This window comes from Pseudomonas vranovensis DSM 16006, from assembly GCF_000425805.1.
GTDB lineage: Bacteria > Pseudomonadota > Gammaproteobacteria > Pseudomonadales > Pseudomonadaceae > Aquipseudomonas > Aquipseudomonas vranovensis.
In genome coordinates, this window is the sequence record NZ_AUED01000022.1 from 71,181 (window position 1) to 94,707 (window position 23,527).

Below are 23,527 nucleotides of genomic sequence, written 5' to 3' on the forward strand. Positions count from 1 at the left end.
GGCTCAAGCTCACTGCTACCCCGTAGCCGACAGCGCGACGACTGCCTATAATGCCGCCCCTATGGCTAAACAAAAGAAACATCCGACAGGGACAATCGCGCAGAACAAAAAGGCGCGTCACGATTACTTCATCGAACATAAGTTCGAGGCCGGATTGGTCCTGTCCGGTTGGGAAGTAAAAAGTCTGCGTGCCGGCAAGGCGCACCTGACCGACAGTTACGTGGTGCTCAAGGATGGCGAGGCCTGGCTGATGGGCAGCCATATCACGCCGCTGACCGCCGCCAGTACTCACGTCATCGCCGACCCGACACGTACCCGCAAACTGCTGCTCAACCGTCGAGAGCTGGAGCGCCTGCATGCGGCCGTCCAGCAGAAGGGCTACACCTGCGTGGCCTTGTCGATCTATTGGAGCAAGCACCTGATCAAGTGCGAGATCGCACTGGGCAAGGGCAAGAAGGAATACGACAAGCGCGATACCCAGCGCGAACGCGATTCCGATCGCGAGCTGCAGCGCGCAGTTCGCAACAAGGGCAAGGAAGACTGATTCAGTCCCAGAAAGCCTGATTGCGGGGCAAGCCCGCTCCTACGGTGGGAGCGGGCTTGCCCCGCGATTTGTATATCAGTGCCCGCTACGCCGCTCCGCACGCGCCATCCGCTGAACCTCCTGACGCACTTCATCGAGCACTTCCTGCACATACAGAATGTGCCGGCTGGAGACTTCGCGCGCGTCGTCGGCCCGCCCCTCGACAATCGCCAGGTACAGCTCGCGGTGCTGACTGATGAGCATGTCGCGGGTTTCGGAGCGCTGCTTGTACATGCCGCCGATATTGGTCACCACGTTGCGCTTGAGCAAATCGAACAGGCCGCGGATGGTATGGAGCAACACTGCATTGTGACTGGCCTCGGCGATGGCCAGGTGAAAACGCGCATCGGCAGCACCTTCCTCTGCCCGGCTGACTTCATCCTGACGGGTGTAACAGTCCTGCAGAGCATCGAACGCCTCTTTCAGGCGCTGGCGATCAGGCTCTGTCGCACGGGCCGCCGCGTAATAGGCGCAGGACGCCTCCAGCGTATGTCGGAACTCCAGCAGGTCGCGCTGGGCTTCAGGGTTACTTTCGAGCAGTTGCAGCAACGGATCGCTGAAGGTCGCGCCCAGTGACTCGGCCACGTAGTTGCCGCCCCCTTGGCGACTGACCAGCAAGCCCTTGGCCACCAACTTCTGGATCGCTTCACGCAGTGACGGTCGCGACACCCCGAACTGTTCCGACAATGTTCGTTCGGCAGGCAGCCGCTGACCGGCCGTCAAGGTGCCCTCAAGAATCATCCCCTCAAGCCGCTCGACGATATCGTCGGACAAACGGCGTTGGCGGACCTGATCAAAAACCATCACATGCTCTCCACATTCCCGAGTGCGTTCGGGGCTGTCTATTCTGGCGCATCCGCCGCCCGCCGACACCCATCAGTTGGGAAATTTCCTTGCCGCTCAGCCCCTCCTCCCGACTCCCATCCGACGAAAGTTTTGCAGGGACAAATTGACACACCCTCAAAGAGGCTTTTAACCTAGCGCCTCGACATTGTAAATTGGTCTTACCAATTATCCAATGCCAGTGCCACCAACAACAATTAGGGGCCACCCCATATGCAAACCTGGCAACAGATCTACAGTCCGCTTGGTAGTCTTGGCCTGTCCGCGCTCGCGGCAGTCATCCCGATCGTATTCTTCTTCCTCGCGCTGGCGGTGTTCCGCCTCAAGGGTCATGTGGCCGGCAGCATCACGCTGGGCCTGTCGATCCTGGTCGCGATCTTCGCCTTCCAGATGCCTGCCGACATGGCGATTGCCGCCGCCGGCTACGGTTTTGCCTACGGCCTGTGGCCTATCGCCTGGATCATCGTTGCCGCGGTGTTCCTCTACAAACTGACGGTCAAGAGCGGCCAGTTCGAAGTCATCCGCAGCTCCGTGCTGTCAATCACCGATGACCAGCGCCTGCAGGTGCTGCTGATCGGTTTCTGCTTCGGTGCGTTCCTCGAAGGTGCAGCCGGTTTCGGCGCCCCCGTGGCCATCACCGCCGCGCTGCTGGTGGGCCTGGGCTTCAATCCGCTGTACGCCGCCGGCCTGTGCCTGATTGCCAACACTGCACCTGTGGCCTTCGGTGCCCTGGGCATCCCGATCATCGTTGCCGGCCAGGTAACCGGCATCGACGCGTTCAAGATCGGCGCCATGACCGGTCGCCAACTGCCGCTGCTGTCGCTGTTCGTGCCGTTCTGGCTGGTGTTCATGATGGACGGCCTGCGCGGCGTCAAAGAGACCTGGCCAGCCGCACTGGTTGCCGGCCTGAGCTTCGCCGTGACCCAGTACTTCACCTCGAACTTCATCGGCCCGGAACTGCCGGACATCACCTCGGCCCTGGCCAGCCTGATTTCCCTGACCCTGTTCCTCAAGGTCTGGCAGCCCAAGCGCTCGTTCACCACCGCCACCGGCAGCGTCGGTGCCGCCGTGGTCAATGCCGGTGGCAGCCAGCCTTCGCCCTACAGCCTCGGCGAGATCTTCAAGGCCTGGTCGCCGTTCCTGATCCTCACCGTGCTGGTCACCATCTGGACCCTCAAGCCATTCAAGGCCGCGTTTGCCGCGGGCGGTTCGATGTACAACTGGGTGTTCAACTTCGCCATCCCGCACCTTGACCAACTGGTGATCAAGACCGCCCCGATCGTTGCCACCCCGACCGCACTGCCGGCCGTGTTCAAGCTCGATCCGATTTCCGCGACCGGTACCGCGATTTTCTTCTCGGCACTGATCTCGATGCTGGTCCTGAAGATCAATTTCAAAACTGGTCTGACCACTTTGAAAGAAACCTTCTTCGAGCTGCGCTGGCCGATCCTGTCCATCGGCATGGTGCTAGCCTTCGCCTTCGTCACCAACTACTCGGGCATGTCCTCGACCATGGCCCTGGTATTGGCCGGCACTGGCGCCGCGTTCCCGTTCTTCTCGCCGTTCCTCGGCTGGCTGGGCGTTTTCCTGACCGGTTCCGACACCTCGTCCAACGCCCTGTTCAGCTCGCTGCAGGCCACCACCGCCCACCAGATCGGGGTCAGCGACACCCTGCTGGTCGCGGCCAACACCAGCGGCGGCGTTACCGGCAAAATGATTTCGCCGCAGTCCATCGCCGTTGCCTGTGCGGCCACCGGCCTGGTCGGCAAGGAATCGGACCTGTTCCGCTTCACCCTCAAGCACAGCCTGTTCTTCGCCACCATCGTCGGCCTGATCACCCTGGTCCAGGCTTACTGGCTGACCGGCATGCTGGTTCACTAAAGTGACAGAGGCCGGGCGCGCTGCAACGCGCCCGGCAACCGCCTCTTTCAACTTACGCTGCGAGATCACATGATCATTTCTGCCTCTACCGACTACCGCGCAGCAGCACAACGCAAGCTGCCGCCGTTCCTGTTCCACTATGCCGACGGTGGCGCCTACGCCGAATACACGCTGCGCCGCAACGTCGAAGACCTGGCCGGTATCGCCCTGCGCCAGCGGGTGCTGAAGAACATGTCCGAGCTGAGCCTCGAGACCCGCCTGTTCAATGAAACCTTGAGCATGCCGGTGGCACTGGCCCCGGTAGGCCTGACCGGTATGTACGCGCGGCGCGGCGAAGTGCAGGCAGCCCGTGCGGCAGCCGCCAAAGGCATTCCGTTCACTATGTCGACCGTGTCGGTGTGCCCGATCGAAGAAGTGGCGCCGGCCATCAACCGCCCCATGTGGTTCCAGCTCTACGTGCTCAAGGACCGCGGCTTCATGCGCAACGCCCTGGAGCGCGCCAAGGCCGCCGGCGTCACCACCCTGGTGTTCACCGTGGACATGCCGGTGCCGGGCGCCCGCTACCGTGATGCCCACTCCGGCATGAGCGGCCCGAAGGCCCCCCTGCGCCGAGTGTGGCAGGCCATGACCCACCCGCAGTGGGCCCTGGATGTCGGTTTGCTGGGCAAGCCCCACGACTTGGGCAACATCTCCACCTACCGTGGCAGCCCCACCGGCCTTGCCGACTACATCGGCTGGCTGGGCAACAACTTCGACCCTTCGATTTCCTGGAAAGACCTGGAGTGGATCCGCGAGTTCTGGGATGGCCCGATGGTGATCAAGGGCATTCTCGACCCCGAGGACGCCAAGGACGCGGTGAAATTCGGTGCCGACGGCATCGTCGTTTCCAACCATGGTGGCCGTCAGCTTGACGGCGTGCTGTCCAGCGCTCGCGCCCTGCCGGCGATTGCCGATGCGGTCAAAGGCGACCTGAAGATCCTCGCCGACTCCGGCATTCGCAGCGGCCTGGACGTGGTGCGCATGATCGCCCTGGGCGCCGACACCGTGCTGATTGGCCGCGCGTTCCTGTATGCCCTGGCCACCGCAGGCGAAGCCGGGGTGAAGAACCTGCTGGACCTGTTCGAGAAAGAAATGCGCGTAGCCATGGTGCTCACCGGCGCCAAGTCCATCAGCGAAATCACCCGCGACTCGCTGGTACGCGAACTGGGCGCCTGATTACCGCGCCCTCACGAATCACCGCCTGATTGACCGGGGCACGTGGCGCAACAGATGCCACGGCCCCGCGAGGAGTTTGCATGAGTCTGCCCGCCGCGTTCCTCGACACGGTTGAACACCTGATCCCCCGCGAGCGGCGCTTCGACGACCCGCTCTCGACCCTGGCCTTCGGTACCGATGCCAGCTTCTACCGCCTGATTCCCAAACTCGTGATCCGCGTCGAGAGCGAAGACGAGGTCGCCACCCTGCTCAAGGCCGCACACGCCCAGCAGGTTGCGGTCACCTTCCGCGCTGCCGGTACCAGTTTGTCTGGCCAGGCCGTGAGCGACTCGGTGCTGTTGGTGCTGGGGGACAACTGGAACGGTCGAGAGATACGCGACGGCGGCACCCAGATCCGCCTGCAACCCGGCGTGATCGGTGCCCAAGCCAACGCCTGGCTTGCCCCCTTCGGCCGCAAGATCGGCCCCGACCCGGCCTCGATCAACGCCTGCAAGATCGGCGGCATCGTTGCCAACAACGCCAGCGGCATGTGCTGCGGTACGGCGCAGAACAGTTACCACACCCTCGCCGGCATGCGCCTGCTGCTGGCCGACGGCACCCTGCTCGACAGCGAAAGCCCGGCGAGCATTGCCGCCTTCCGTGAACATCACGACGCACTGCTCGCAGGCCTTGGCGAACTGGGTCGGCAGACCCGCGCCAATACCGAACTGGCCGCGAAAATCCGCCACAAGTACCGCCTGAAGAACACCACCGGGCTGTCCCTCAATGCGCTCGTCGACTATGACGAGCCGCTGGATATCCTCACCCACCTGATGGTCGGTTCCGAAGGTACCCTGGGCTTTATCAGCGCGGTCACCTACAACACCGTGCCAGACCACCCGCACAAGGCCAGTGCGCTGATCGTCTTCCCGGACGTCGAGACCTGCTGCAACGCCGTACCGGTGCTCAAGCAGCAACCGGTGTCGGCGGTAGAACTGCTCGACCGCCGCAGCCTGCGCTCGGTAGAAAACATGAAAGGCATGCCGGAATGGGTGAAAAGCCTGTCCGACAGTGCCTGTGCGCTACTGATCGAATCCCGCGCGGCCACCCAGTCGCTGCTGCACGAACAACTGGCGCACATCAGTGCCTCCATTGCCGGATTCCCAGTAGAAAAGCAGGTCGACTTCAGCGAAGACCCGGTGGTCTACAACCAGCTCTGGCGCATTCGCAAAGACACCTTCCCCGCCGTCGGTGCCGTGCGCGAGACTGGCACCACGGTGATCATCGAAGACGTCACCTTTCCCGTCGAGAAACTGGCCGAAGGCGTCAATCGCCTGATCGCTCTGTTCGACAAGCACGGCTACGACGAAGCGATCCTGTTCGGCCATGCCCTGGAGGGCAACCTGCACTTCGTCTTCACCCAGGGCTTCGACTCACCGGAACAAGTGGCGCGTTACTCCGCCTTCATGGACGACGTGGCACACCTGGTTGCCGTGGAATACGGCGGCTCGCTCAAGGCCGAACATGGCACGGGCCGCAACATGGCCCCCTTTGTGGAACTGGAATGGGGTCACGACGCCTATCAGCTGATGTGGCAACTCAAGCGCCTGCTCGACCCTGCCGGCATCCTCAATCCCGGGGTGGTGCTGACGGACGATCCACAGCTGCACCTGAAGAACCTCAAGCCGCTGCCAGCCGCCGACGAGATCGTCGACAAATGCATCGAGTGCGGCTTCTGCGAGCCGGTCTGCCCGTCCAAGGGACTGACCCTCAGCCCGCGCCAGCGCATCGTCATGTGGCGCGATATCCAGGCGAAAAAGCGCGCCGGCATTGATACCCGCGAGCTGGAGCGCGACTACCAGTACCAGGGCATCGACACCTGCGCAGCCACCGGCTTGTGCGCCCAGCGCTGCCCGGTGGGCATCAACACCGGCGAACTGGTGAAGAAGCTGCGCGACCAGGGCGCCGACCACGTGAAAACAGCCGACTGGCTGGCAGACAACTTCCATACCGCACTCAGTGGCGCACGCTTTACCCTGCAAGCGGCCAATGGCGCGCGCCGATTGCTTGGGGCACCGCGCTTGAGCCGCTTCAGCGCCCACCTGTCGAAACTCAGCCACGGCCGGCTGCCGCAGTGGACACCGGCCATGCCGCAACCGCTCAAGGCCATCCAGTTCAACCCGGCGAGCCACGATGCGCGACCACGGGTGGTGTACCTGGCGGCATGCGTTTCGCGGGTGATGGGCCCAGCTGCGGCCGACCGCGAACAAACGTCATTGCTCGACAAAACCCGCGCCCTGCTGGAAAAGGCCGGTTACCAGGTGGTGTTCCCCGACAACCAGGACAACTTGTGCTGCGGCCAGCCCTTCGCCTCCAAGGGCTACGCCGAACAGGCCGAACACAAGCGCCAGGAACTGATCAACGCCCTGCTCCACGCCAGCCGCGGCGGCCTGGACCCGATCTACTGCGACACCAGCCCCTGCACCCTGCGCCTGGTCCAGGACCTGGCCGAAACCCGCCTGGACCTCTACGACCCGGTGCGCTTCATCCGCACCCACCTGCTCGACAAACTGGAGTTCACCCCCCAGGACGAACCGATCGCCGTACACGTGACCTGCAGTACCCAGCACCTGGGTGAAAGCCAGGCGCTGATCGACGTGGCCCGACTGTGCAGCAAGCAGGTGGTGATTCCCGAGGGCATCCATTGCTGTGGCTTTGCCGGCGACAAGGGCTTCACCACACCGGAGCTCAACGCCCACTCGCTGCGCAGCCTCAAGGAGGCGGTGCAGTACTGCAGCGAAGGGATATCCACCAGCCGCACCTGCGAGATCGGCCTGTCCAACCATGGCGGAATTGACTATCACGGCCTGGTCTACCTGGTCGACCGTGTGACTCGGCCCCGAGTAATCTGAGCCTGCTACAGGGGGTGACGCACGTACACCCCCGTAGCCGCTGGCGCCAGCCTACGATCGACCGCGCAAGGGTCGTAACCCAGAAACCCGCGAAGGCATAGATTGCCCTGGCCGTATCGCCAGCAACACCGCGCCACACACATGCAAACGGACTTGCACCCGCCACAAGGCCACCAGCCATCACATCCATCTGAACCCCTGCAAACCCGTACAGTCCATCCAGATAAGCGCCTCATTCGAGGCCTTACCCGCCAAGGAGACTCACATGAAGCGTACTGCGATTTCCGGACTGTTCATTGCCGCCGCACTGCTTGCCTCACCTGTGTTCGCGGCCGACGACCTGTGCAATGCCAACCTGCAGAAAATCAGCGACAACATGGCTACGGCAGGCGCCACCTCCGAAGGCATGGACGATGCCATCGCCAAACATGTCGAAGAAGCCAAGAAAGCCCAGGCGGCGGGCAACGACAAGGAATGCATCGCCATCACCAGCAAAGTGGTCGAACGCATGGAAAAAGCGGAAAAAGGTGGCAACGGCCAGTAATGGCGAATCGGGCGACAGGAACCGTAGTCGACGTCGCCCGACCATTGGCGTATACTCCGACCCAAGCGTTGAAAAACGCTTCTAGAGCTGAAAATGGGGCCGATTAGGATTCGACGCCGGTAGTGAAACTCTAGGTGCATGCCGAGTTGGTAACAGAACTCGTAAATCCACTGTTGCAACTTTCTATAGTTGCCAATGACGAAAACTACGAGGGTTACGCTCTCGCTGCGTAAGCAGCTGAGCCCGCTCTCCTGGTAGCTTCGGCTCCAGCAATCACTAGGGGATGCCTGTAAACCCGAAGTGATTGTCATACAGAACAGGATCGCTGCGTAGTACGTTGTGGACGAAGCAGCTAAAACTTACACAACTCGTCCAAAGCACCCTGCCCGTCGGGCGGCTGCGGATTAACTCAATAGACACGGCTAAGCATGTAGTACCGAAAGCGGAGCACTGGCGGACGGGGGTTCAAATCCCCCCGGCTCCACCAAATGATCAAAAAAAGACGTCCGCGGACGTCTTTTTTGTGCCTTAAACCCAGTAAATACGCGGCATCCAGCGCTTTTGTGGTCTTTCAAGAGTTTTTGAGTTCCAGCCATTCGGGTATTCCAGGCGGTATTCCAGCTCACCCGGTGCTAATCTTTGGAATACCGAATCAGTGCTTGAGGACAATCTCATGCCTGCTCAAAACCTCCGCCTCTCCGATCGACAGCTCAAGGGAGTCAAACCCGCGTCCAAGGATTACGTCCTCACGGACGGTGACGGTTTGCAGCTCCGCGTACGCAGCAACGGCTCGTTGCTGTGGAATTTCAACTACCGCGAACCGGTGACCAAGAAGCGCATCAACATCGGCTTCGGGACCTACCCCGAACTGTCACTGGCGAACGCACGAAAGAAGGCAGTCGAAGCGCGTGAGCTACTCGCACAGGGCATTGATCCCAAGGTGCAGCGCAACACTTTGAATGAAGCCAAGCGCGCAGAAACGGAACATACCTTCGAGAACGTGGCCACCGCCTGGTTCGAGCTCAAGAAAGACTCGGTGACCCCGGCCTACGCCGAGGACATCTGGCGGTCGCTCACGCTGCACGTGTTCCCCGATTTGAAGACGACGCCACTGACGAAGATCACCGCGCCGATGGTGATCGCATTGCTTCGTCCAATCGAAGCGAAAGGCAGCCTGGAGACGGTCAAGCGTCTCAGCCAGCGACTAAACGAGATCATGACCTACGGCGTAAACTCAGGCCTGATCTTCGCCAACCCGCTCAGCGGCATCAGGGCAGTCTTCAAGAAACCCAAGAAAGAGAACATGGCTGCGCTTCCGCTCGAAGAGCTCCCCGAGCTCATGCTGGAGATCGCGAACGCCAGCATCAAACGCACCACCCGCTGCCTGATCGAGTGGCAGTTGCACACGATGACTCGCCCCGCCGAGGCGGCGACCACTCGCTGGGCAGACATCGACTTTGAAAGGCGTGTCTGGACTATCCCACCGGAGCGTATGAAGAAGCGCCGTCCACACAGCATCCCGTTGAGTGATCATGCTGTCGCACTATTGGAGTCACTGAAGACTCACAGCGGCCATCGCGAATACGTCTTCCCGGCCGATAGAAATCCACGCACCCACGCCAATAGCCAGACCGCCAACATGGCATTGAAACGCATGGGCTTTCAGGATCGATTGGTCAGCCACGGTATGCGCTCGATGGCCAGCACCATCTTGAATGAACATGGCTGGGACCCGGAACTCATTGAGGTCGCACTGGCGCATGTCGACAAGGATGAGGTGCGCAGCGCCTACAACCGAGCAGACTACATCGAACGCAGGCGACCGATGATGGCCTGGTGGAGTGAGTACATCCAGAAGGCCGCCACCGGCAGCCTGCTCGCCTCAGCGTACGGCCAAGTCAGAGACAAGAACGTGGTGCCGATACGCTAGCGCTATGCAGGCGCATCAACGGCAGCAACAACAATTGAGCGTTCAAGATTTAGAGAAAGCAGCCTCGTTTATCCGCATGTCAGCGCGGGTCCATCCAAACAGGGCTGCAAAGCCGCCCTGTTTGGATGGACCTCACTTTGAAGAGCTAACAGCCACGACGTTGTCCAGGATTTACCACGGAATTCCACCGATGGATAACCGCTTTTCACGTCCTCAAGAGCACTGAATTTCGGCCCTTGACCGGGTTTATCCACAGGCGTAGAACTGGCCGTGCAAAGGCTGTCGATGACAGCACTCCAGGTGACCCGAGCCTTAAAGGTCACGCCGCTCCCGCGGTGGTTCTCCCCAAGGGCGATTCGCATCCGGCAGCTCGCCCGGTCACCTCCCCGGTGATGGATGCTCTTACACATATGGCCCTCGTGGGCCAGATACACCTTACCTCGCTGCCCTGCAGCAAGCTATCCGCTTGGCCGACTATTGCGCCAACCTGTGCCCGTCTCTTTCTGTGGAAAGAGACGGGCGCTTCTACCACTGCTGCAGCTCTTATCGCACGTGGCTTTGCGGCATTCCCCATCGTGACAATCGGCGTGACAAACGCCGATGCCACCAGCGACGGCCATGTAGATGATGGTGCCGCAGACCAGGGAATGGACTGCACCTGACTGACAGTCAGGCATGCCCCGGTCATCGCATTGCTGCGTTCACCCGGCTCGGGATCTTCAGGTGCTGGTTTCGTCAGCCAGCACTGCCTGCACCCGCCCACCGGTTACGGTGCTCAGGAGGCCAGATCATGAGAGGCCCTTGCTCCCGGTTGTAAGGAGCCGTCAGTCCCGCGTAGTGGACATTCCCCACAGGTCGCAGGGGCCTTGATCCCTGATAACACTCAGCATTCTTGGCGGGATGACGTGGGGTCGGTTTCAAAGGTTGGCTTCGAGAGGAGTTTGATCATGGCGTTGGTAGGCAGACGGGATGGACGGAATTTTGGCTATGGCCGGCAATTGAGTTATGCCGGACCGCAAGCACTGAAAGATCTGTTTGACGGTGGGCATTACGGGACCGTCAAAGCACATAGTGATCGGTGGCAAGCATTTGTGCGCTGGTGTCGGTCGGAGAATGGGCCGGGTTTTAACGATGCGCGACAAATTGATCGGCAGACCTTGCTTGACTACGCCGGGCATCTGCGCCTGCAAGTTGACCAAGGTGAGCTCACCATCGCCACCGCGCAAAACCGATTGTCCAGCGTCAACCGGACGATGGCCGCGCTTCGCGGTGATCACTATGTGAAAGTGCCGAGTCCGAGCAAGGCGTTGGGAACGCAGCGCAGCACCGTGCGCACGACAAATCCTCAGGGCCAAGATCACGAGCAGATGATACGCATCGTCAACGCGCTCCGCGAAAAGCATCCGCGTGTCGCCGCCATCGCACAATTGGCACGTGCCACTGGCATGCGTCTGCGCGAAGCGATTCTAGCCAACCTGCAACGTTTGCATCGCGAAGCCGAGCGACTCGGCCGCATCAACATCCAAGACGGCACCAAGGGAGGTCGTTCAGGTGCATATGCGCCAAGATGGATAACAGCGACTAAGAACGTGCGGGGCGCACTGCTGGCAGCCCGTAACGCCTCGCCCACTGGCAGCAACAACCTGCTCGCCCAAGACGAAAGCTACAGGACCTTCCTGCAGCAAACTGTGAAACCGACACGCGAGATCCTGCACCTACATGACTTGAAAGGCTTCCACGAATTGCGCGCCGCATACGCCTGCGAACGTTACAAACAACTTACTGGCTATGCAGCGCCGATCAACGATAGCACCTGCTTTCAGGAAAACCGTGAGCCCGACCTAACAGCACGCCAGCAAATCAGTCTGTAGCTAGGCCATAACCGCACTGACGTGATCGCAGCCTACATAGGAGGACGGCGATGACTAAGTCCTTCGACATGAGGCTTTTCCTTGAAGCCGTACTCACCGGTTCCCATGCTACGCGCCAGCGCCACATTAGGCAGGCCCAAACAATACAAAAGGCCATTTGGAAGCGCTTCGGTCGAGACAATCCGTGGCGTTGGCAGCTTAAGCATTTCCGGTGGTTTGAGGAGCAACACCTGAAGTCCCGCAGCCCTGCGACGAGGTACTACTACCAGCTAACCGAGTGGTTGATTATAAAGCGGCTGGGTAAACCTGGGCTTACACAAGAAAGAAGCAAGAAAAACTGAGACCGCGCTGCCGGCAGGTTGCAAGCGGCGACGAGATGGAAAGCGCCTTACCAGCGCTAGGCGACACACTGGTGGATCGCATGACGAAGATGTATAGCACCCCCCAGTCACCACGATTTCCACGCTAGTACGGATGGCTATCTCAGCGCGACCCCTACTCCATAGAGGCTCTACTGAGAAAAAAGAATTTGACAGCAGAAGCAAACGAGGAGATATTGCTCTCGCCATCTACTCAGTACGTCTTGTACGGAGAAAAAATGAGGCGCGGCAGGTTGCAGCCTGCCGCTAATGCAATAACTGACTCGTTAGGAGAGCTAGAGCTATGAAACTGTACCAAATTACCTATGACCTGCGTAAGAAACGTGATTACCAATCCTTGTATGAGCGCATCAAAGCCTACGGCACGTGGTGCCGGCCGCTGGAGTCCGCCTGGATTGTTGCCACGACCCAAACTGCAGCTCAGGTGAGGGATAACCTTAAAGCAGTAATGGATGCCGATGACGGCTTGCTTGTAACCCGTCTTAAGGGCGACGCAGCATGGTATGGACTGGCGGCCGAGCAAGCCAAATGGCTGCAGAACCAGTACCAGCGCTGCGAAGTCTGATCACTCTTGTTGCGCCAAGGATGGCGCCTTTTCTCAGAGTTATTTATGTCAACCCAGTTATTCAAGTTGAGCGAACTGGCTGATGTCCGCTCCGGATACACCTTCCGTGGTGCGCTGGAGCATGACCCTTCTGGCGATGTTCGCGTGTTGCAAATCAAGGATTTGCGCCAAAACGCATCGATTGATCCGAATACACTGATTGCTGTTGCATGGGACGCTCGTACCGCTCCCCCCCTGCTTCAGCCAGGCGATATCACCGTGATCGCCCGTGGTGATACCAACAAGGCCGTACTCTACGTAGGCGAGCAGTCGGTTGTAGCGACCAGCCAGTTTTTTATTGTTACGGCTAAACGATCAAAAATACTGCCGGCATACCTGTGCTGGCTGATCAACTTGCCGCAGAGCCAACGCAGCCTTGAGCGCAGCGGCAGTGCGATTCAAGCCATCGGCAAAGCGTCCCTAATGGACATGCAGATCCCCTTACCACCGCTCGTGATCCAGCAGAAACTGCTTGCCCTACAAAGAGTATGGGATGAAGAGGATGAACTGATCGCGCGCCTGCAAAAGAACAGAGAGCACATGCTGCAAGGCATTTACCAGCATCTTATTAAGGCTTAAGCCATGAACGACAAAGTGAACCAGGACGATATCAACAAGGCGCTGTGGGCAGCATGCGACATCTTCCGCGGCACCATCAGTGCGGACACCTACAAAGATTTCATCCTTACCATGCTGTTCCTCAAGTACATCAGCGATGTCTGGCAGGATCACTACGATAACTATAAGAAGGAATACGGTGACGAGCCGGAGCTAATCGAGGAAATGCTCAAGAACGAGCGTTTCGTACTGTCGCGTAAAGCCAGTTTCTATTCCCTCTATGAGCATCGCCACGAGCCAGGTAACGGTGAGCGCATTGACCAGGCGCTACACGCCATCGAGGAAGCTAATGGCACCAAACTCAAAGATGCCGGTAAGAGTGTGTTTCAGGACATTTCTTTTAACACCGACAAGCTCGGCGAAGAAAAGCAGAAGAACACTATACTGCGCCACCTACTCGAAAATTTTGCCGGGCCAGAACTCAACCTCAAGCCGTCCCGCGTCGGCAGCCTGGATGTGATCGGCAACGCTTACGAGTACCTAATCAAGAACTTCGCCGCCAGCGGCGGCCAGAAAGCCGGTGAGTTCTATACCCCGCCGGAAGTTTCCGAGCTGATCGCCGAGCTTCTGGACCCGCAACCGGGCGACACCATTTGCGACCCGGCCTGCGGTTCGGCCTCACTGTTGATGAAATGCGGGCGCAAAGTACGCGAACATCACAACAGCAAGCAGTATGCCCTCTATGGTCAAGAAGCCATCGGCTCGACTTGGTCGTTGGCCAAGATGAACATGTTTCTCCACGGGGAGGACAACCATAAGATCGAATGGGGCGACACCCTGCGCAACCCCAAGCTGCTTGACTCCAATGGGCAGCTACTCAAATTCGATATTGTTACCGCCAACCCGCCGTTTTCGCTGGATAAGTGGGGCCATGAAGAAGCCGAGCACGATCATTTTGGCCGCTTCAAACGTGGCATCCCGCCGAAAACCAAGGGTGACTTCGCCTTTATCCTACATATGATCGAAACCCTAAAAGCCAAGACTGGGCGCATGGCAGTGATAGTGCCCCACGGAGTGCTGTTCCGTGGCTCCAGCGAAGGCAAGATTCGCCAGCAGCTGATTGAAGAAAACCTACTGGATGCCGTTATCGGACTGCCGGAAAAACTCTTCTACGGCACCGGCATTCCGGCAGCGATTTTGGTGTTCAACAAAACCAAGGCTGATGAAAACGTGCTGTTCATCGACGCTAGTCGCGATTTCAAAGTCGGTAAAAATCAGAACATTCTAGGTGATGAACAGATCAAAAATGTCCTTATCACCTATCGTCATCGCATCAATTCGGACAAATATAGCCACCGCGCCAGCCTGCAGGAAGTCCGCGACAACGATTACAATCTTAATATCCCACGCTATGTTGACATCTTCGAGGAAGAGGAAGAAGTTGATTTGCTGACAGTTCGAAAGGAACGCGAACAACTCAAAGCGCAACTGGCAGAATTGGAAGTAGAAATGGATGGTTACTTGAAGGAGCTAGGATATGGCTCCTAAGGAACAGACTTGCCTCGGAGATTATTTCACTTCTAGCAGGGAAAAAGGGAAGGTCGGGCTGCCACTGCTATCGGTGACTCTTAATAATGGGATTGTTCAGCGAAATGATCTCGAACGGAAAACCGAAACCAAAATCACCCCTGAAGAGCATCTTTTGGTAAGAAAAGGTGATATTGCTTACAACATGATGCGTGTCTGGCAGGGGGCCTTAGGCAGGGCCGATAGCGATGGGATTGTAAGCCCCGCTTACGTGGTCCTGCGTGCAAAAAAAGATGTAGATAGCAAGTATGCTGAATATCTTTTCAATACAACAAAGATGATTTATTTTTTCTGGGCCTATTCGTATGGAATTACGAATGATCGCCTACGATTGTATTTCAACGATTTCAAAAAAATCCCTGCAAGTCTACCCTGTATCGCTGAACAAAAAAGAATCGCTAAAGTCCTTTTGACCTGGGACCATGCTTTAAAGAAAACAGAACAGCTACTGAAAAATAGCCAACAACAGAAAAAAGCGCTGATGCAGCAGTTGCTAAGCGGCAACAAGCGCCTTCCCGGATGCTCCGGTAAATGGAAAACAAAGCGGTTGGCAGATATCTGCAGCATTAATCCGCCCAAGCCATCTGAGCCGACTGATGGCCTCGCATCGTTTATTTCAATGGACTCGGTGTCAGAGGATGCAAAAATCCTAAAAAGCGAGATCAGAAAATATTCTGAAGTTTCGGCCGGGTTTACATCATTCCAAAATCATGACGTACTAGTGGCGAAGATAACCCCCTGCTTTGAAAATGGCAAAGGTGCTTATGCATTTGGACTGAAAAATGACATAGGATTTGGTAGCACTGAATTTCACGTACTCCGGGCAAAGCAAGGAAATTGCTCTCAGTTCATTTATTTCCTTACTAATACACGGGAGTTCAGGGTGCGAGGCGAAGCTAATATGCAGGGATCCGCGGGACAAAAACGCGTTACAACTAGTTATCTAAAATCATACAAGGCTAGCGTTCCGCCAACTCTGATTGAGCAACAGAGAATTGCCCAGATACTCTTCAGCGCTGATCAAGAAATAGAAGCCCTAAGAACCAAACTCTCCTGTTTAAATCAAGAGAAAAAAGCACTTATGCAGCAACTGCTGACAGGCAGGCGCCGACTGAAAGTCAATCAACAAGAGTTTGCCTGATGGCCAAGAAGCACATTCCCTTTGTGATTGCCTATGACTTCGACGGCACCCTATCACCCGGTAATATGCAGGAGTACAACTTTGTGCCGGCATTGGGCATCAAGCCCGTTGAGTTCTGGCGCGATGCCAAGACTATGGCTCAGGAGCAGCAGGCTGACGAGATTCTGGCTTATATGCGGCTGATGATCGAGAAGGCTCAGGCCGCCCGGGTGCCGGTGCGCAAAAAGAATTTTGCCGATTTCGGGGCCCATATCCAGCTGTTTCCAGGTGTACAAGACTGGTTCAAACGCATCACTGAATATGGCCGTGCCAAGGGCGTAAAGGTCGAACACTTCATCATCTCGTCGGGGCTGCGCGAGATGATCGAGGGAACCCCGATCAACAAGCATTTCACTCGTGTCTATGCCTCGGGTTTTATGTACGACCATAACGACGTCGCACACTGGCCAGCATTGGCGGTGAACTACACCACCAAAACCCAGTACCTGTTCCGCATTAATAAGGGCAGCCTGGATGTACACGATAACTCGGTGATCAACAAGTTCGTCGAGCCAGCCGAGCGGCCTGTGCCGTTCAGTAATATGGTTTTTATCGGCGACGGCGAGACCGATATTCCCTCCATGCGCTTGGTCAAGAATCAGGGCGGTCATTCGATTGCCGTGTACGGTAAGGGCAAACGCGGTGCCCGCGAAAAGGCACTCATGCTGGTCAAGGAAGGGCGTACCAACCTGGCGACCACTGCCGATTACACTGATGGTTCGGCTATTGATCGCGCCGTGAAGGCAATGATCGACAAGGTGGTATCGGATCGCGCAATCGCAGAGGCTAATGGCTGACATTACAGGTAGCAACCTGATTCTCTACCGAGATGATGGTCTTGCACAGCTCACCCTGTGCGGAATTGATGCTCGACCATGAGTGGGTCAATGACCCGTACAGTAAATGAATTCATGAGCTGATTGGTACCAGCATAGCTGGCGGGCGGCTTGGAGAACTACGGCGGATGATACCAACACCTAAATTCCAGGAAGAATACAGTGCGAAACTTCCGGCTCTGGCTCTTCTGTGCAACCTCGGCTGGCAGTTCCTCTCGCCCGAGCAGGCATTTACAAAAAGGGGCAGCAAAAGTGACGAAGTGGTTTTGCGTGATGTATTGCGCGAGCAACTGAACAAGCGGCGTTTCTTGTTTGGTGGGAATGAATATCCACTATCGGCCAAAGCCATCGACAACCTGATCAGTGAAATATGCAGCCCGGCGCTTAACGAAGGGCTACAGGCTGCCAACGAGCGGTTGTACAACCATTTGCTGTATGGCATCTCGGTGACGGAGTTCGTGGATGGTAAAAAAGCTAACCCGACCGTGGCATTGATCGACTGGCACAACCCCGCGAATAACAGCTTCATCGTCACCGAAGAGTTTCGCGTGCTGCGTAGCGGTGGTATGGAGTCGCGGAGGCCGGATATTGTTTGCTTCGTCAACGGTATCCCGTTAGCAGTAATCGAGGCCAAGCGTCCCGATAGCAATGCGCAGAAAGGCCCGAGCATCGACGAAGGCGTTTCGCAGAGTTTGCGCAACCAGCGTCACGATGAAATCCCCAGGCTGTTCGCGTACAGTCAATTGTTGCTGTCGATCAATGGTAGCGATGGGCGCTACGCCACCTGTGGTACGCCTGCGAAATTCTGGGCAGCCTGGCGTGAGGAAGATATCGCCACTGCTGAATTGTTTGCATTGAAGAATCGCCAACTAACCGCAGCGCAGAAAACCTCAATCTTTAGCCACCGCCCTTCTCATGACCTGGACTGGTATGAAACCCTGATAGCCGGTGGTGAGCTGGCGCTGACTGGCCAGGATCAGTTGCTTATCAGCCTGCTCTCCCCTGCCCGACTACTGGAGATGACTCGCTACTTCACGCTGTTCGATAAGAAGGCCGGCAAGATCGTTGCCCGTTACCAGCAGGTTTTCGGTATCAAGCGGTTGATCGAGCGGATTAGCCACAAGCGCAAAGATGGCGGCCGTGAGGGCGGGGTGATCTGGCACACGACTGGCTCGGGCAAATCATTCACTATGGTTTTTCTGAGCAAGGCGCTGATCCTGCATGACTCACTCAAGCAGTGCCGCATTGTAGTGGTCACTGACCGTGTTGATCTGGAAAGCCAACTGAGCAAGACGTTTGCTTCCGGTGGCGAGCTGGCTGGCAAGAAGGACCGCGAGGCGGCCATGGCCACTTCTGGCACGCGCTTGGCTGAACAAATCGGTAAGGGCAACGAGCGCATTATTTTTTCGCTGATCCAGAAGTTCAACAGCGCTACCAAGCTGCCACAGTGCGTGAATACCAGCGCCGACATCATCGTGCTTATCGATGAGGGCCACCGTAGCCAAGGCGGTGAAAACCATATCCGTATGAAGCAGGCGCTACCCAATGCGGCCTTTGTCGCGTTTACCGGCACGCCGCTGCTCAAGGATGACAAGACGACGAACAAGTTTGGTCCCATCGTGCATGCCTACACCATGCAGCGCGCGGTGGAAGATCAGGCCGTGACGCCCTTGCTCTATGAGGAGCGCATTCCCGATCTGGATGTGAATGCGCGCGCTATCGATAGTTGGTTTGAGCGCATTACTGAAGGGCTAAACGAGCAACAGAAGGCCGACCTCAAACGCAAGTTCGCCAAGAAAGGCCAGATCTACAGCGCTGATGACCGTATTCGTCTGATTGCTCTGGATATCGCCAGCCACTTCGTGAAGAACATCGACGAGGGCCTCAAAGGCCAACTGGCTTGTGACAGTAAGGCCTCAGCAATCAAGTACAAACAGTATCTGGATGAGACAGGGTTGTTCGAAAGCGCCGTGGTGATGAGCCCACCGGATAGCCGTGAGGGTAACACCGACGTGGATGAAGCATCCTCACCTGAGGTAACCCAATGGTGGAAGAAAAACGTTGGCAGCACCGATGAGCAAACCTACACCAAGCAGCTGATCGAGCGTTTCGACAAGGATGAATCGCTCAAGCTTTTGATCGTGGTGGACAAACTGCTGACGGGTTTCGATGAGCCGAAAAACACCGTGCTTTACATCGACAAGCCACTTAAGGAGCACAACCTGATCCAGGCGATTGCTCGAGTAAACCGCCTACATCCGCTAAAGAAATTCGGTCTGCTGATCGACTACAGGGGCATTCTGTCGGAGCTGGATACCACGATCCAGAAGTATCAGGATCTGGCTTCGCGCACCCAGGGCGGCTACGACATCAATGACATCGCTGGGCTCTACAACCAGATGAGCAGCGAGTACAAACGGCTACCTCAGCTGCACAAAAACCTCTGGGCAATTTTCTCCGATGTGAAAAACAAAGGGGATATCGAGCAGTTGCGCCAGGTACTGGTGCCCAAGATGCAGGAGTGCGACGGCGAGTTGGTTGATGTAAATCTCAAGGTGCGCGATGACTTCTACGAGGCGCTAACCGAGTTCGCCAGCTGCCTAAAAGTTGCTTTGCAGTCCGCGTCGTTCTTTGAAGACACCAGTTTCAGCGATGCCGACCGCACCCATTACAAGGAAACCCTCAAGCAGTTCTCCAGCCTGCGCCAACTGGCCAGACAGGATGCCGGCGAAACGGTGAACTATGACCAGTACGCCGAACAGGTGCGCAAGCTGCTGAATAAGCACGTGGTAGGCGTGGAGGTAAAAGACCCTGGCGGCGTTTACGAAGTTGGCAAGATGGGGCAACAGAAGCCCGAGCAGTGGAGTGAAGACAAGACGCGCAACGAAACCGACATCATCAAGACCCGTGTCAGCAAGATGATTGAGCAGGAGCTTCGTGACGATCCCTATGCTCAGGAAGCGTTTTCCAAACTGCTGCGCCAGGCCATCGAAGAGACGGCAAAGCTATTTGATCACCCGCTCAAGCAGTACCTGCTATTCCACGAATTTGAGCAGCAGGTGCAGGCCCGTAAGCTTGATGAGCTGCCTGATGTTTTTGCGGGTAACCGGCATGCCCAGGCGTACTTCGGTATTTTCAAGAAAAGCCTTCCTGACGCCCTCACTTCAGCTGATGAGCAGGTACAGGAACACTGGGTAAAACTGGCTTTCAGCCTGGATAAAATGGTCATGACCTCCGTGGCCGAACATTCAATCAACCCACAGAACATCGAAAGCGATATTCGTAAGAAGCTACTGCCGTTGCTCTTTAAGGAATGCAAAGCGGTGGGCGCTGGTATGGATCAGGCGAAGGCCATGGTTGAGTGGGTGGTGCAAATCACGCGGGTAGGCTTGTCCGGCTTATGAGTGTGCCCATCGTCATGAGTGCTCCTTCTGCCTCCGCAGTATCGAGCTGGCTGAGCTTCTACTATGCCGACGAGCTGATTCAGGTTGAGAGATCGCGAAGGGCGCGCGAGGTTTCACGCATACTGATCAAGGTTGACCCCGACTGTCGCGTACGCGTCAGTGCGCCCGATGGGGCTAGCGACGAACAGGTATTGGCCGCGCTGAAGCAACGCGGCCGCTGGATCTATGAGCAGCTTCGTGAGTTTCGTGCGCAGCTCACACACGTCCGCCCAAGGCTGTACATCAGCGGGGAAAGTCACTACTACCTAGGCAAGCAGTACGTGCTCAAGGTTATAGAAGCGCCTGATGAGCTCCAGCAGGTGCGCCTGTTGCGAGGCAAGCTAGAGGTGTCTGTCCAGGTGAAGTCGGCAGAGAAAATTCGCGAGCTCCTGCACACCTGGTATAAAACGCGCGCCCGTGAGGTATTTGATCGACGTCTAGAAGCTGCCTTGCAACAAGCACTGTGGGTTGCATCCAAGCCCCCACTGCGCATCCTCAGCATGCAAACGCAGTGGGGCAGTTGTTCCCCTGCTGGCCGCATCACGCTCAATCCCCACTTGGTTAAAGCATCTCGCGAGTGCATAGACTATGTGATCTTGCATGAGCTTTGCCACATCGCCGAGCACAACCACAGTGAGCGGTTCTATCGGCTTATGCAGCAGGTGATGCCGCAATGGGAAAAGACCAAAAAGCGGCTGGATGGTATGGCGGCTGTTTTGCTAAACGGCGTGCCTGACCGCTTTTGATTTGCGAGCACCCACGAAAGCTTTCGACTGCTAGAGCTCGCAACCGGGCGGTTGAAGGTCATCGGTTCATCGATCCAACCGTAGCGGAGTCACAACGAGCAGAATAATTTCGCACAATTGCTCTACACCCACCTGATCCTCTGTTTGGCGTCGTAGGCGCTCATTCGACGCCAACTCTCTTCGATGACTCCTTCCGCCGATGGGCTAACCGAGTCATTAACTCATAAAGTTATGAGCACTTTACTGGACCACCGGACTTCAAAAACTCTATAAACTCGGAGGAGTAGGTATTGCAGTTTATCCCACGTTCCTGCAAGAAATCCTTTTGCATCCCCAGCATCCAGTCAATGGTAGACCCCCACTTATCATTGCCTTGAGTCAAGTTATACAGCGACTCTGTAATACCAAGAAGAGAATTTTCACGCCAAAAAACAACACCTGCCGAACTTGCAGTCGACTTACTTTCCATTTCCTCTTTCATTTCATTGAATTTAATAAATAGTTCTACAGCCTTTGCCTCCCTCTCACTATCCAAGTTTTCTTGCGCCAGCTTTTGACCCTCGTTAAACTGCCACACACTAAAAGAGAGCGCCAACGCTGCCACAACGGCGGTTGCAACAGACGAAACTATGTTAGCGACTTCCAAAGCTTTCCCCACGAGACTCACTCCTAACCACGTTGAACTGAAATCATATTTTTCCTCTTCATCAAGCAATTAGCCAAAATTACAGCTCTAGGCAACAGAGAGGAAAAGTACGGCGATGCGGTTGACTCGCTCTTCTTTCTCACTGCAAGAGGTTCGTCAGCGATCACGCAACATGATTCCAAAAAGCCACCTCCAAGGCAAAGCTTTTGCTCAAGTTACCTGCAGGGCAGGCTTAGGGTTGAAGAGCATGTGATAGCCGCTTCCAATGGTTTTGCCCAAGAAGGAACCAAGAACAGTCGCGACCTGCAAGGCGGAACATCCAGGCTTGAATACAACCGTCTCTCGAAATGGCCTCCTGCGATGGCCAAAACCGCCTCACCTTGGTTAAGCTACCTCCGCTTAGGCATCCGCAGTGCGGGATAAGCGCTTAGAGTGTACCAGCTGACTCAAAGTATCTTGGCCAAAGCCTTCCGCGGTGAATTGCCCCTCCCCAAGACCCGAACGACGAATTCGCCAGCGCTTTACTGGAAACGCAGCAAAACCCAGCGCACTGCCGCGCCCGAGGCCAAGCACAGGCGTCGAACTGCGACGCCGAGCTAAGCCTTTTATCAGGAAGAAGCGAACCATGCCTGTCCCGACCTACGACCAGTTCATCGAGCCCATCCTGCGTTTTCTCGCCGCCCACTCGGAGGGTGCCATCGCGGGCGAGGCACATGAAGCAGCTGCCTTGACACTTGGTCTGAGCGAGGCACAGCGGCAGGAGACCATCGCCAGCGGCCAGGCTACTTACAAGAACCGCTCCGGCTGGGCGCATGATCGGCTCAAGCGCGCTGGCTATTCCAGCAGCGCAAAGCGTGGCTACTGGCAGCTAACTGACACCGGCCGCGCATTCGCCCAAGCCAACCCTGCCCCGTTGAGCCCAGAGCAGATCGAGCATCTAGCAGTGAACTTCATGAGCGTAAAGCTGAAGACAGCGCCGGATGCCGCCTCGCTGGATGAAGGCAATGACGCTCCAGCGCCTATTACCAAGACTGACCTCGCAACTAGCAGCCCGCAGGAGCGCCTGAATCAAGCCATCTTAGAACTGCGCACCAGCGTCGCGGGCGATCTGCTGGACAGCCTGTTGCAAGCTAGCCCGACGCGCTTCGAGCACATCGTACTCGACGTCCTGCACAGCTTGGGCTACGGAGCGAACCGTCAGGCACTGCAGCAGGTCGGCGGTAGTGGTGACGGCGGAATCGACGGCGTGATCTCGCTCGACGCGCTGGGTCTGGAGAAAGTCTACGTGCAGGCCAAGCGCTGGCAGAACACAGTAGGCCGCCCCGATTTGCAGGCGTTCTATGGCGCCCTGGCAGGACAGAAAGCCAAACGCGGCGTATTCATAACTACCTCTGGCTTCACCGCCCAAGCAGTTGAGTTCGCTCTATCGGTCGAAGGGCTTGTACTGGTCGACGGTAAACGCTTGGTCAATCTGATGTTGGATCACGAGGTCGGAGTCAGCTCGCAGCTTTACAAGGTGCCAAGGCTCGACAGCGACTACTTTGATGAGTCGCTTGGCTAAGCTCAAAAATCACTGTCCATCGGAATCCGGGCCACGCAGCGTTCCAACTGGTATTCCAGGCAAGTTGGAAAAACAATTATTCATTAGCCGAAACAGATAGATACCGACTTATTTCAGATTACCCCGGCCCACCAATTCCACACAAAGCCTCGATAATTCGGGGCTTTGTGCTTTCTAGCATTCACAAAAAATCGCCAACAATCGCGACATGCCTGCAAACCGCCCACA

General features: G+C 56.9%; 18 protein-coding genes and 1 other RNA gene. 17 read left to right on the top strand and 2 right to left on the bottom strand.

All coding sequences use genetic code 11. The annotated features are described in order from the left end of the window. Positions 1–61: 61 nt before the first annotated feature. Complete coding sequence (gene smpB, locus H621_RS0116945) at positions 62–544, top strand: SsrA-binding protein SmpB (protein ID WP_028944546.1); 483 nt, start codon at positions 62–64, stop codon at positions 542–544. Positions 545–619: 75 nt separating this feature from the next. Here smpB and H621_RS0116950 read toward each other — a convergent pair whose 3' ends face one another. After that, a complete protein-coding gene (locus H621_RS0116950) occupies positions 620–1,387 on the bottom strand; it encodes an FCD domain-containing protein (protein ID WP_028944547.1) in 768 nt (255 codons plus the stop codon). 252 nt (positions 1,388–1,639) lie between these two features. Here H621_RS0116950 and H621_RS0116955 point away from each other — a divergent pair, with 252 nt between their 5' ends. The 15 genes from H621_RS0116955 to H621_RS0117025 all read left to right on the top strand — a co-directional run bounded on the left by H621_RS0116955 (position 1,640) and on the right by H621_RS0117025 (position 21,092). Further along, positions 1,640–3,307: a lactate permease LctP family transporter gene (locus H621_RS0116955; protein ID WP_028944548.1), complete on the top strand. Its 1,668-nt coding sequence runs from the start codon at positions 1,640–1,642 to the stop codon at positions 3,305–3,307. Between the two features lie 69 nt (positions 3,308–3,376). Further along, positions 3,377–4,522, top strand: coding sequence for an FMN-dependent L-lactate dehydrogenase LldD (gene lldD / locus H621_RS0116960; RefSeq protein WP_028944549.1), 1,146 nt, complete (start codon positions 3,377–3,379; stop codon positions 4,520–4,522). 80 nt (positions 4,523–4,602) lie between these two features. Next, the gene (locus H621_RS0116965) at positions 4,603–7,413 is read left to right on the top strand and encodes an FAD-binding and (Fe-S)-binding domain-containing protein (protein ID WP_028944550.1); all 2,811 of its coding nucleotides are present in this window, start codon (positions 4,603–4,605) and stop codon (positions 7,411–7,413) included. Between the two features lie 265 nt (positions 7,414–7,678). Then, positions 7,679–7,957: a hypothetical protein gene (locus tag H621_RS0116970; protein WP_028944551.1), complete on the top strand. Its 279-nt coding sequence runs from the start codon at positions 7,679–7,681 to the stop codon at positions 7,955–7,957. Between the two features lie 95 nt (positions 7,958–8,052). Continuing rightward, positions 8,053–8,444, top strand: a transfer-messenger RNA (tmRNA) gene (gene ssrA, locus H621_RS28100). 186 nt (positions 8,445–8,630) lie between these two features. Next, positions 8,631–9,887 carry an integrase domain-containing protein gene (locus tag H621_RS0116975; RefSeq protein ID WP_028944552.1) on the top strand — a complete coding sequence of 419 codons (1,257 nt, stop codon included), beginning with the start codon at positions 8,631–8,633 and terminating at the stop codon, positions 9,885–9,887. 947 nt (positions 9,888–10,834) lie between these two features. Beyond that, entirely contained in the window at positions 10,835–11,758 is a 924-nt protein-coding gene (locus H621_RS27175; RefSeq protein ID WP_051270565.1) for an integrase domain-containing protein, read from the top strand. Between the two features lie 50 nt (positions 11,759–11,808). Beyond that, positions 11,809–12,099 (top strand): hypothetical protein, encoded by a 291-nt coding sequence (locus tag H621_RS0116990; RefSeq protein WP_028944553.1) that lies wholly within the window; start codon positions 11,809–11,811, stop codon positions 12,097–12,099. A gap of 322 nt (positions 12,100–12,421) precedes the next feature. Further along, on the top strand, positions 12,422–12,703 hold the full coding sequence (locus tag H621_RS0116995; RefSeq protein WP_028944554.1) for a hypothetical protein: 282 nt from the start codon (positions 12,422–12,424) through the stop codon (positions 12,701–12,703). 45 nt (positions 12,704–12,748) lie between these two features. Beyond that, positions 12,749–13,321 (top strand): restriction endonuclease subunit S, encoded by a 573-nt coding sequence (locus tag H621_RS0117000; RefSeq protein WP_028944555.1) that lies wholly within the window; start codon positions 12,749–12,751, stop codon positions 13,319–13,321. A gap of 3 nt (positions 13,322–13,324) precedes the next feature. After that, a complete protein-coding gene (locus tag H621_RS0117005) occupies positions 13,325–14,848 on the top strand; it encodes a type I restriction-modification system subunit M (RefSeq protein ID WP_028944556.1) in 1,524 nt (507 codons plus the stop codon). After that, entirely contained in the window at positions 14,838–16,028 is a 1,191-nt protein-coding gene (locus tag H621_RS27760; protein ID WP_051270567.1) for a restriction endonuclease subunit S, read from the top strand. The genes H621_RS0117005 and H621_RS27760 overlap by 11 nt, the downstream gene beginning before the upstream one ends. Continuing rightward, positions 16,028–16,864, top strand: coding sequence for an HAD family hydrolase (locus tag H621_RS0117015; protein WP_028944557.1), 837 nt, complete (start codon positions 16,028–16,030; stop codon positions 16,862–16,864). The genes H621_RS27760 and H621_RS0117015 overlap by 1 nt, the downstream gene beginning before the upstream one ends. Positions 16,865–17,031: 167 nt before the next feature. Beyond that, a complete protein-coding gene (locus H621_RS0117020) occupies positions 17,032–20,307 on the top strand; it encodes a type I restriction endonuclease subunit R (RefSeq protein ID WP_028944558.1) in 3,276 nt (1,091 codons plus the stop codon). After that, entirely contained in the window at positions 20,304–21,092 is a 789-nt protein-coding gene (locus H621_RS0117025; RefSeq protein WP_028944559.1) for a M48 family metallopeptidase, read from the top strand. The genes H621_RS0117020 and H621_RS0117025 overlap by 4 nt, the downstream gene beginning before the upstream one ends. A gap of 229 nt (positions 21,093–21,321) precedes the next feature. Here the strand turns inward: H621_RS0117025 and H621_RS0117030 are convergent, their stop codons facing one another. Next, on the bottom strand, positions 21,322–21,750 hold the full coding sequence (locus tag H621_RS0117030; protein ID WP_028944560.1) for a hypothetical protein: 429 nt from the start codon (positions 21,748–21,750) through the stop codon (positions 21,322–21,324). Positions 21,751–22,363: 613 nt separating this feature from the next. On the opposite strand from H621_RS0117030, the gene H621_RS0117035 reads away from it, so the two are divergent. Next, positions 22,364–23,299 carry a restriction endonuclease gene (locus H621_RS0117035; protein WP_028944561.1) on the top strand — a complete coding sequence of 312 codons (936 nt, stop codon included), beginning with the start codon at positions 22,364–22,366 and terminating at the stop codon, positions 23,297–23,299. Positions 23,300–23,527: the final 228 nt, after the last annotated feature.

Excerpts from the sequence above, each read along its gene's own strand:
- H621_RS0116975 (WP_028944552.1), top strand. The coding sequence starts at position 8,631 with ATGCCTGCTCAAAACCTCCGCCTCTCCGATCGACAGCTCAAGGGAGTC.
- H621_RS0116995 (WP_028944554.1), top strand. The coding sequence starts at position 12,422 with ATGAAACTGTACCAAATTACCTATGACCTGCGTAAGAAACGTGATTAC.
- H621_RS0117015 (WP_028944557.1), top strand. The coding sequence starts at position 16,028 with ATGGCCAAGAAGCACATTCCCTTTGTGATTGCCTATGACTTCGACGGC.
- H621_RS0116955 (WP_028944548.1), top strand. The coding sequence starts at position 1,640 with ATGCAAACCTGGCAACAGATCTACAGTCCGCTTGGTAGTCTTGGCCTG.
- H621_RS0117005 (WP_028944556.1), top strand. The coding sequence starts at position 13,325 with ATGAACGACAAAGTGAACCAGGACGATATCAACAAGGCGCTGTGGGCA.
- H621_RS0117020 (WP_028944558.1), top strand. The coding sequence starts at position 17,032 with ATGATACCAACACCTAAATTCCAGGAAGAATACAGTGCGAAACTTCCG.
- H621_RS0116970 (WP_028944551.1), top strand. The coding sequence starts at position 7,679 with ATGAAGCGTACTGCGATTTCCGGACTGTTCATTGCCGCCGCACTGCTT.
- H621_RS27760 (WP_051270567.1), top strand. The coding sequence starts at position 14,838 with ATGGCTCCTAAGGAACAGACTTGCCTCGGAGATTATTTCACTTCTAGC.
- H621_RS0116965 (WP_028944550.1), top strand. The coding sequence starts at position 4,603 with ATGAGTCTGCCCGCCGCGTTCCTCGACACGGTTGAACACCTGATCCCC.
- H621_RS0117025 (WP_028944559.1), top strand. The coding sequence starts at position 20,304 with ATGAGTGTGCCCATCGTCATGAGTGCTCCTTCTGCCTCCGCAGTATCG.
- H621_RS0116950 (WP_028944547.1), bottom strand. The coding sequence starts at position 1,387 with ATGGTTTTTGATCAGGTCCGCCAACGCCGTTTGTCCGACGATATCGTC.
- smpB (WP_028944546.1), top strand. The coding sequence starts at position 62 with ATGGCTAAACAAAAGAAACATCCGACAGGGACAATCGCGCAGAACAAA.
- lldD (WP_028944549.1), top strand. The coding sequence starts at position 3,377 with ATGATCATTTCTGCCTCTACCGACTACCGCGCAGCAGCACAACGCAAG.
- H621_RS0116990 (WP_028944553.1), top strand. The coding sequence starts at position 11,809 with ATGACTAAGTCCTTCGACATGAGGCTTTTCCTTGAAGCCGTACTCACC.
- H621_RS27175 (WP_051270565.1), top strand. The coding sequence starts at position 10,835 with ATGGCGTTGGTAGGCAGACGGGATGGACGGAATTTTGGCTATGGCCGG.
- H621_RS0117035 (WP_028944561.1), top strand. The coding sequence starts at position 22,364 with ATGCCTGTCCCGACCTACGACCAGTTCATCGAGCCCATCCTGCGTTTT.
- H621_RS0117000 (WP_028944555.1), top strand. The coding sequence starts at position 12,749 with ATGTCAACCCAGTTATTCAAGTTGAGCGAACTGGCTGATGTCCGCTCC.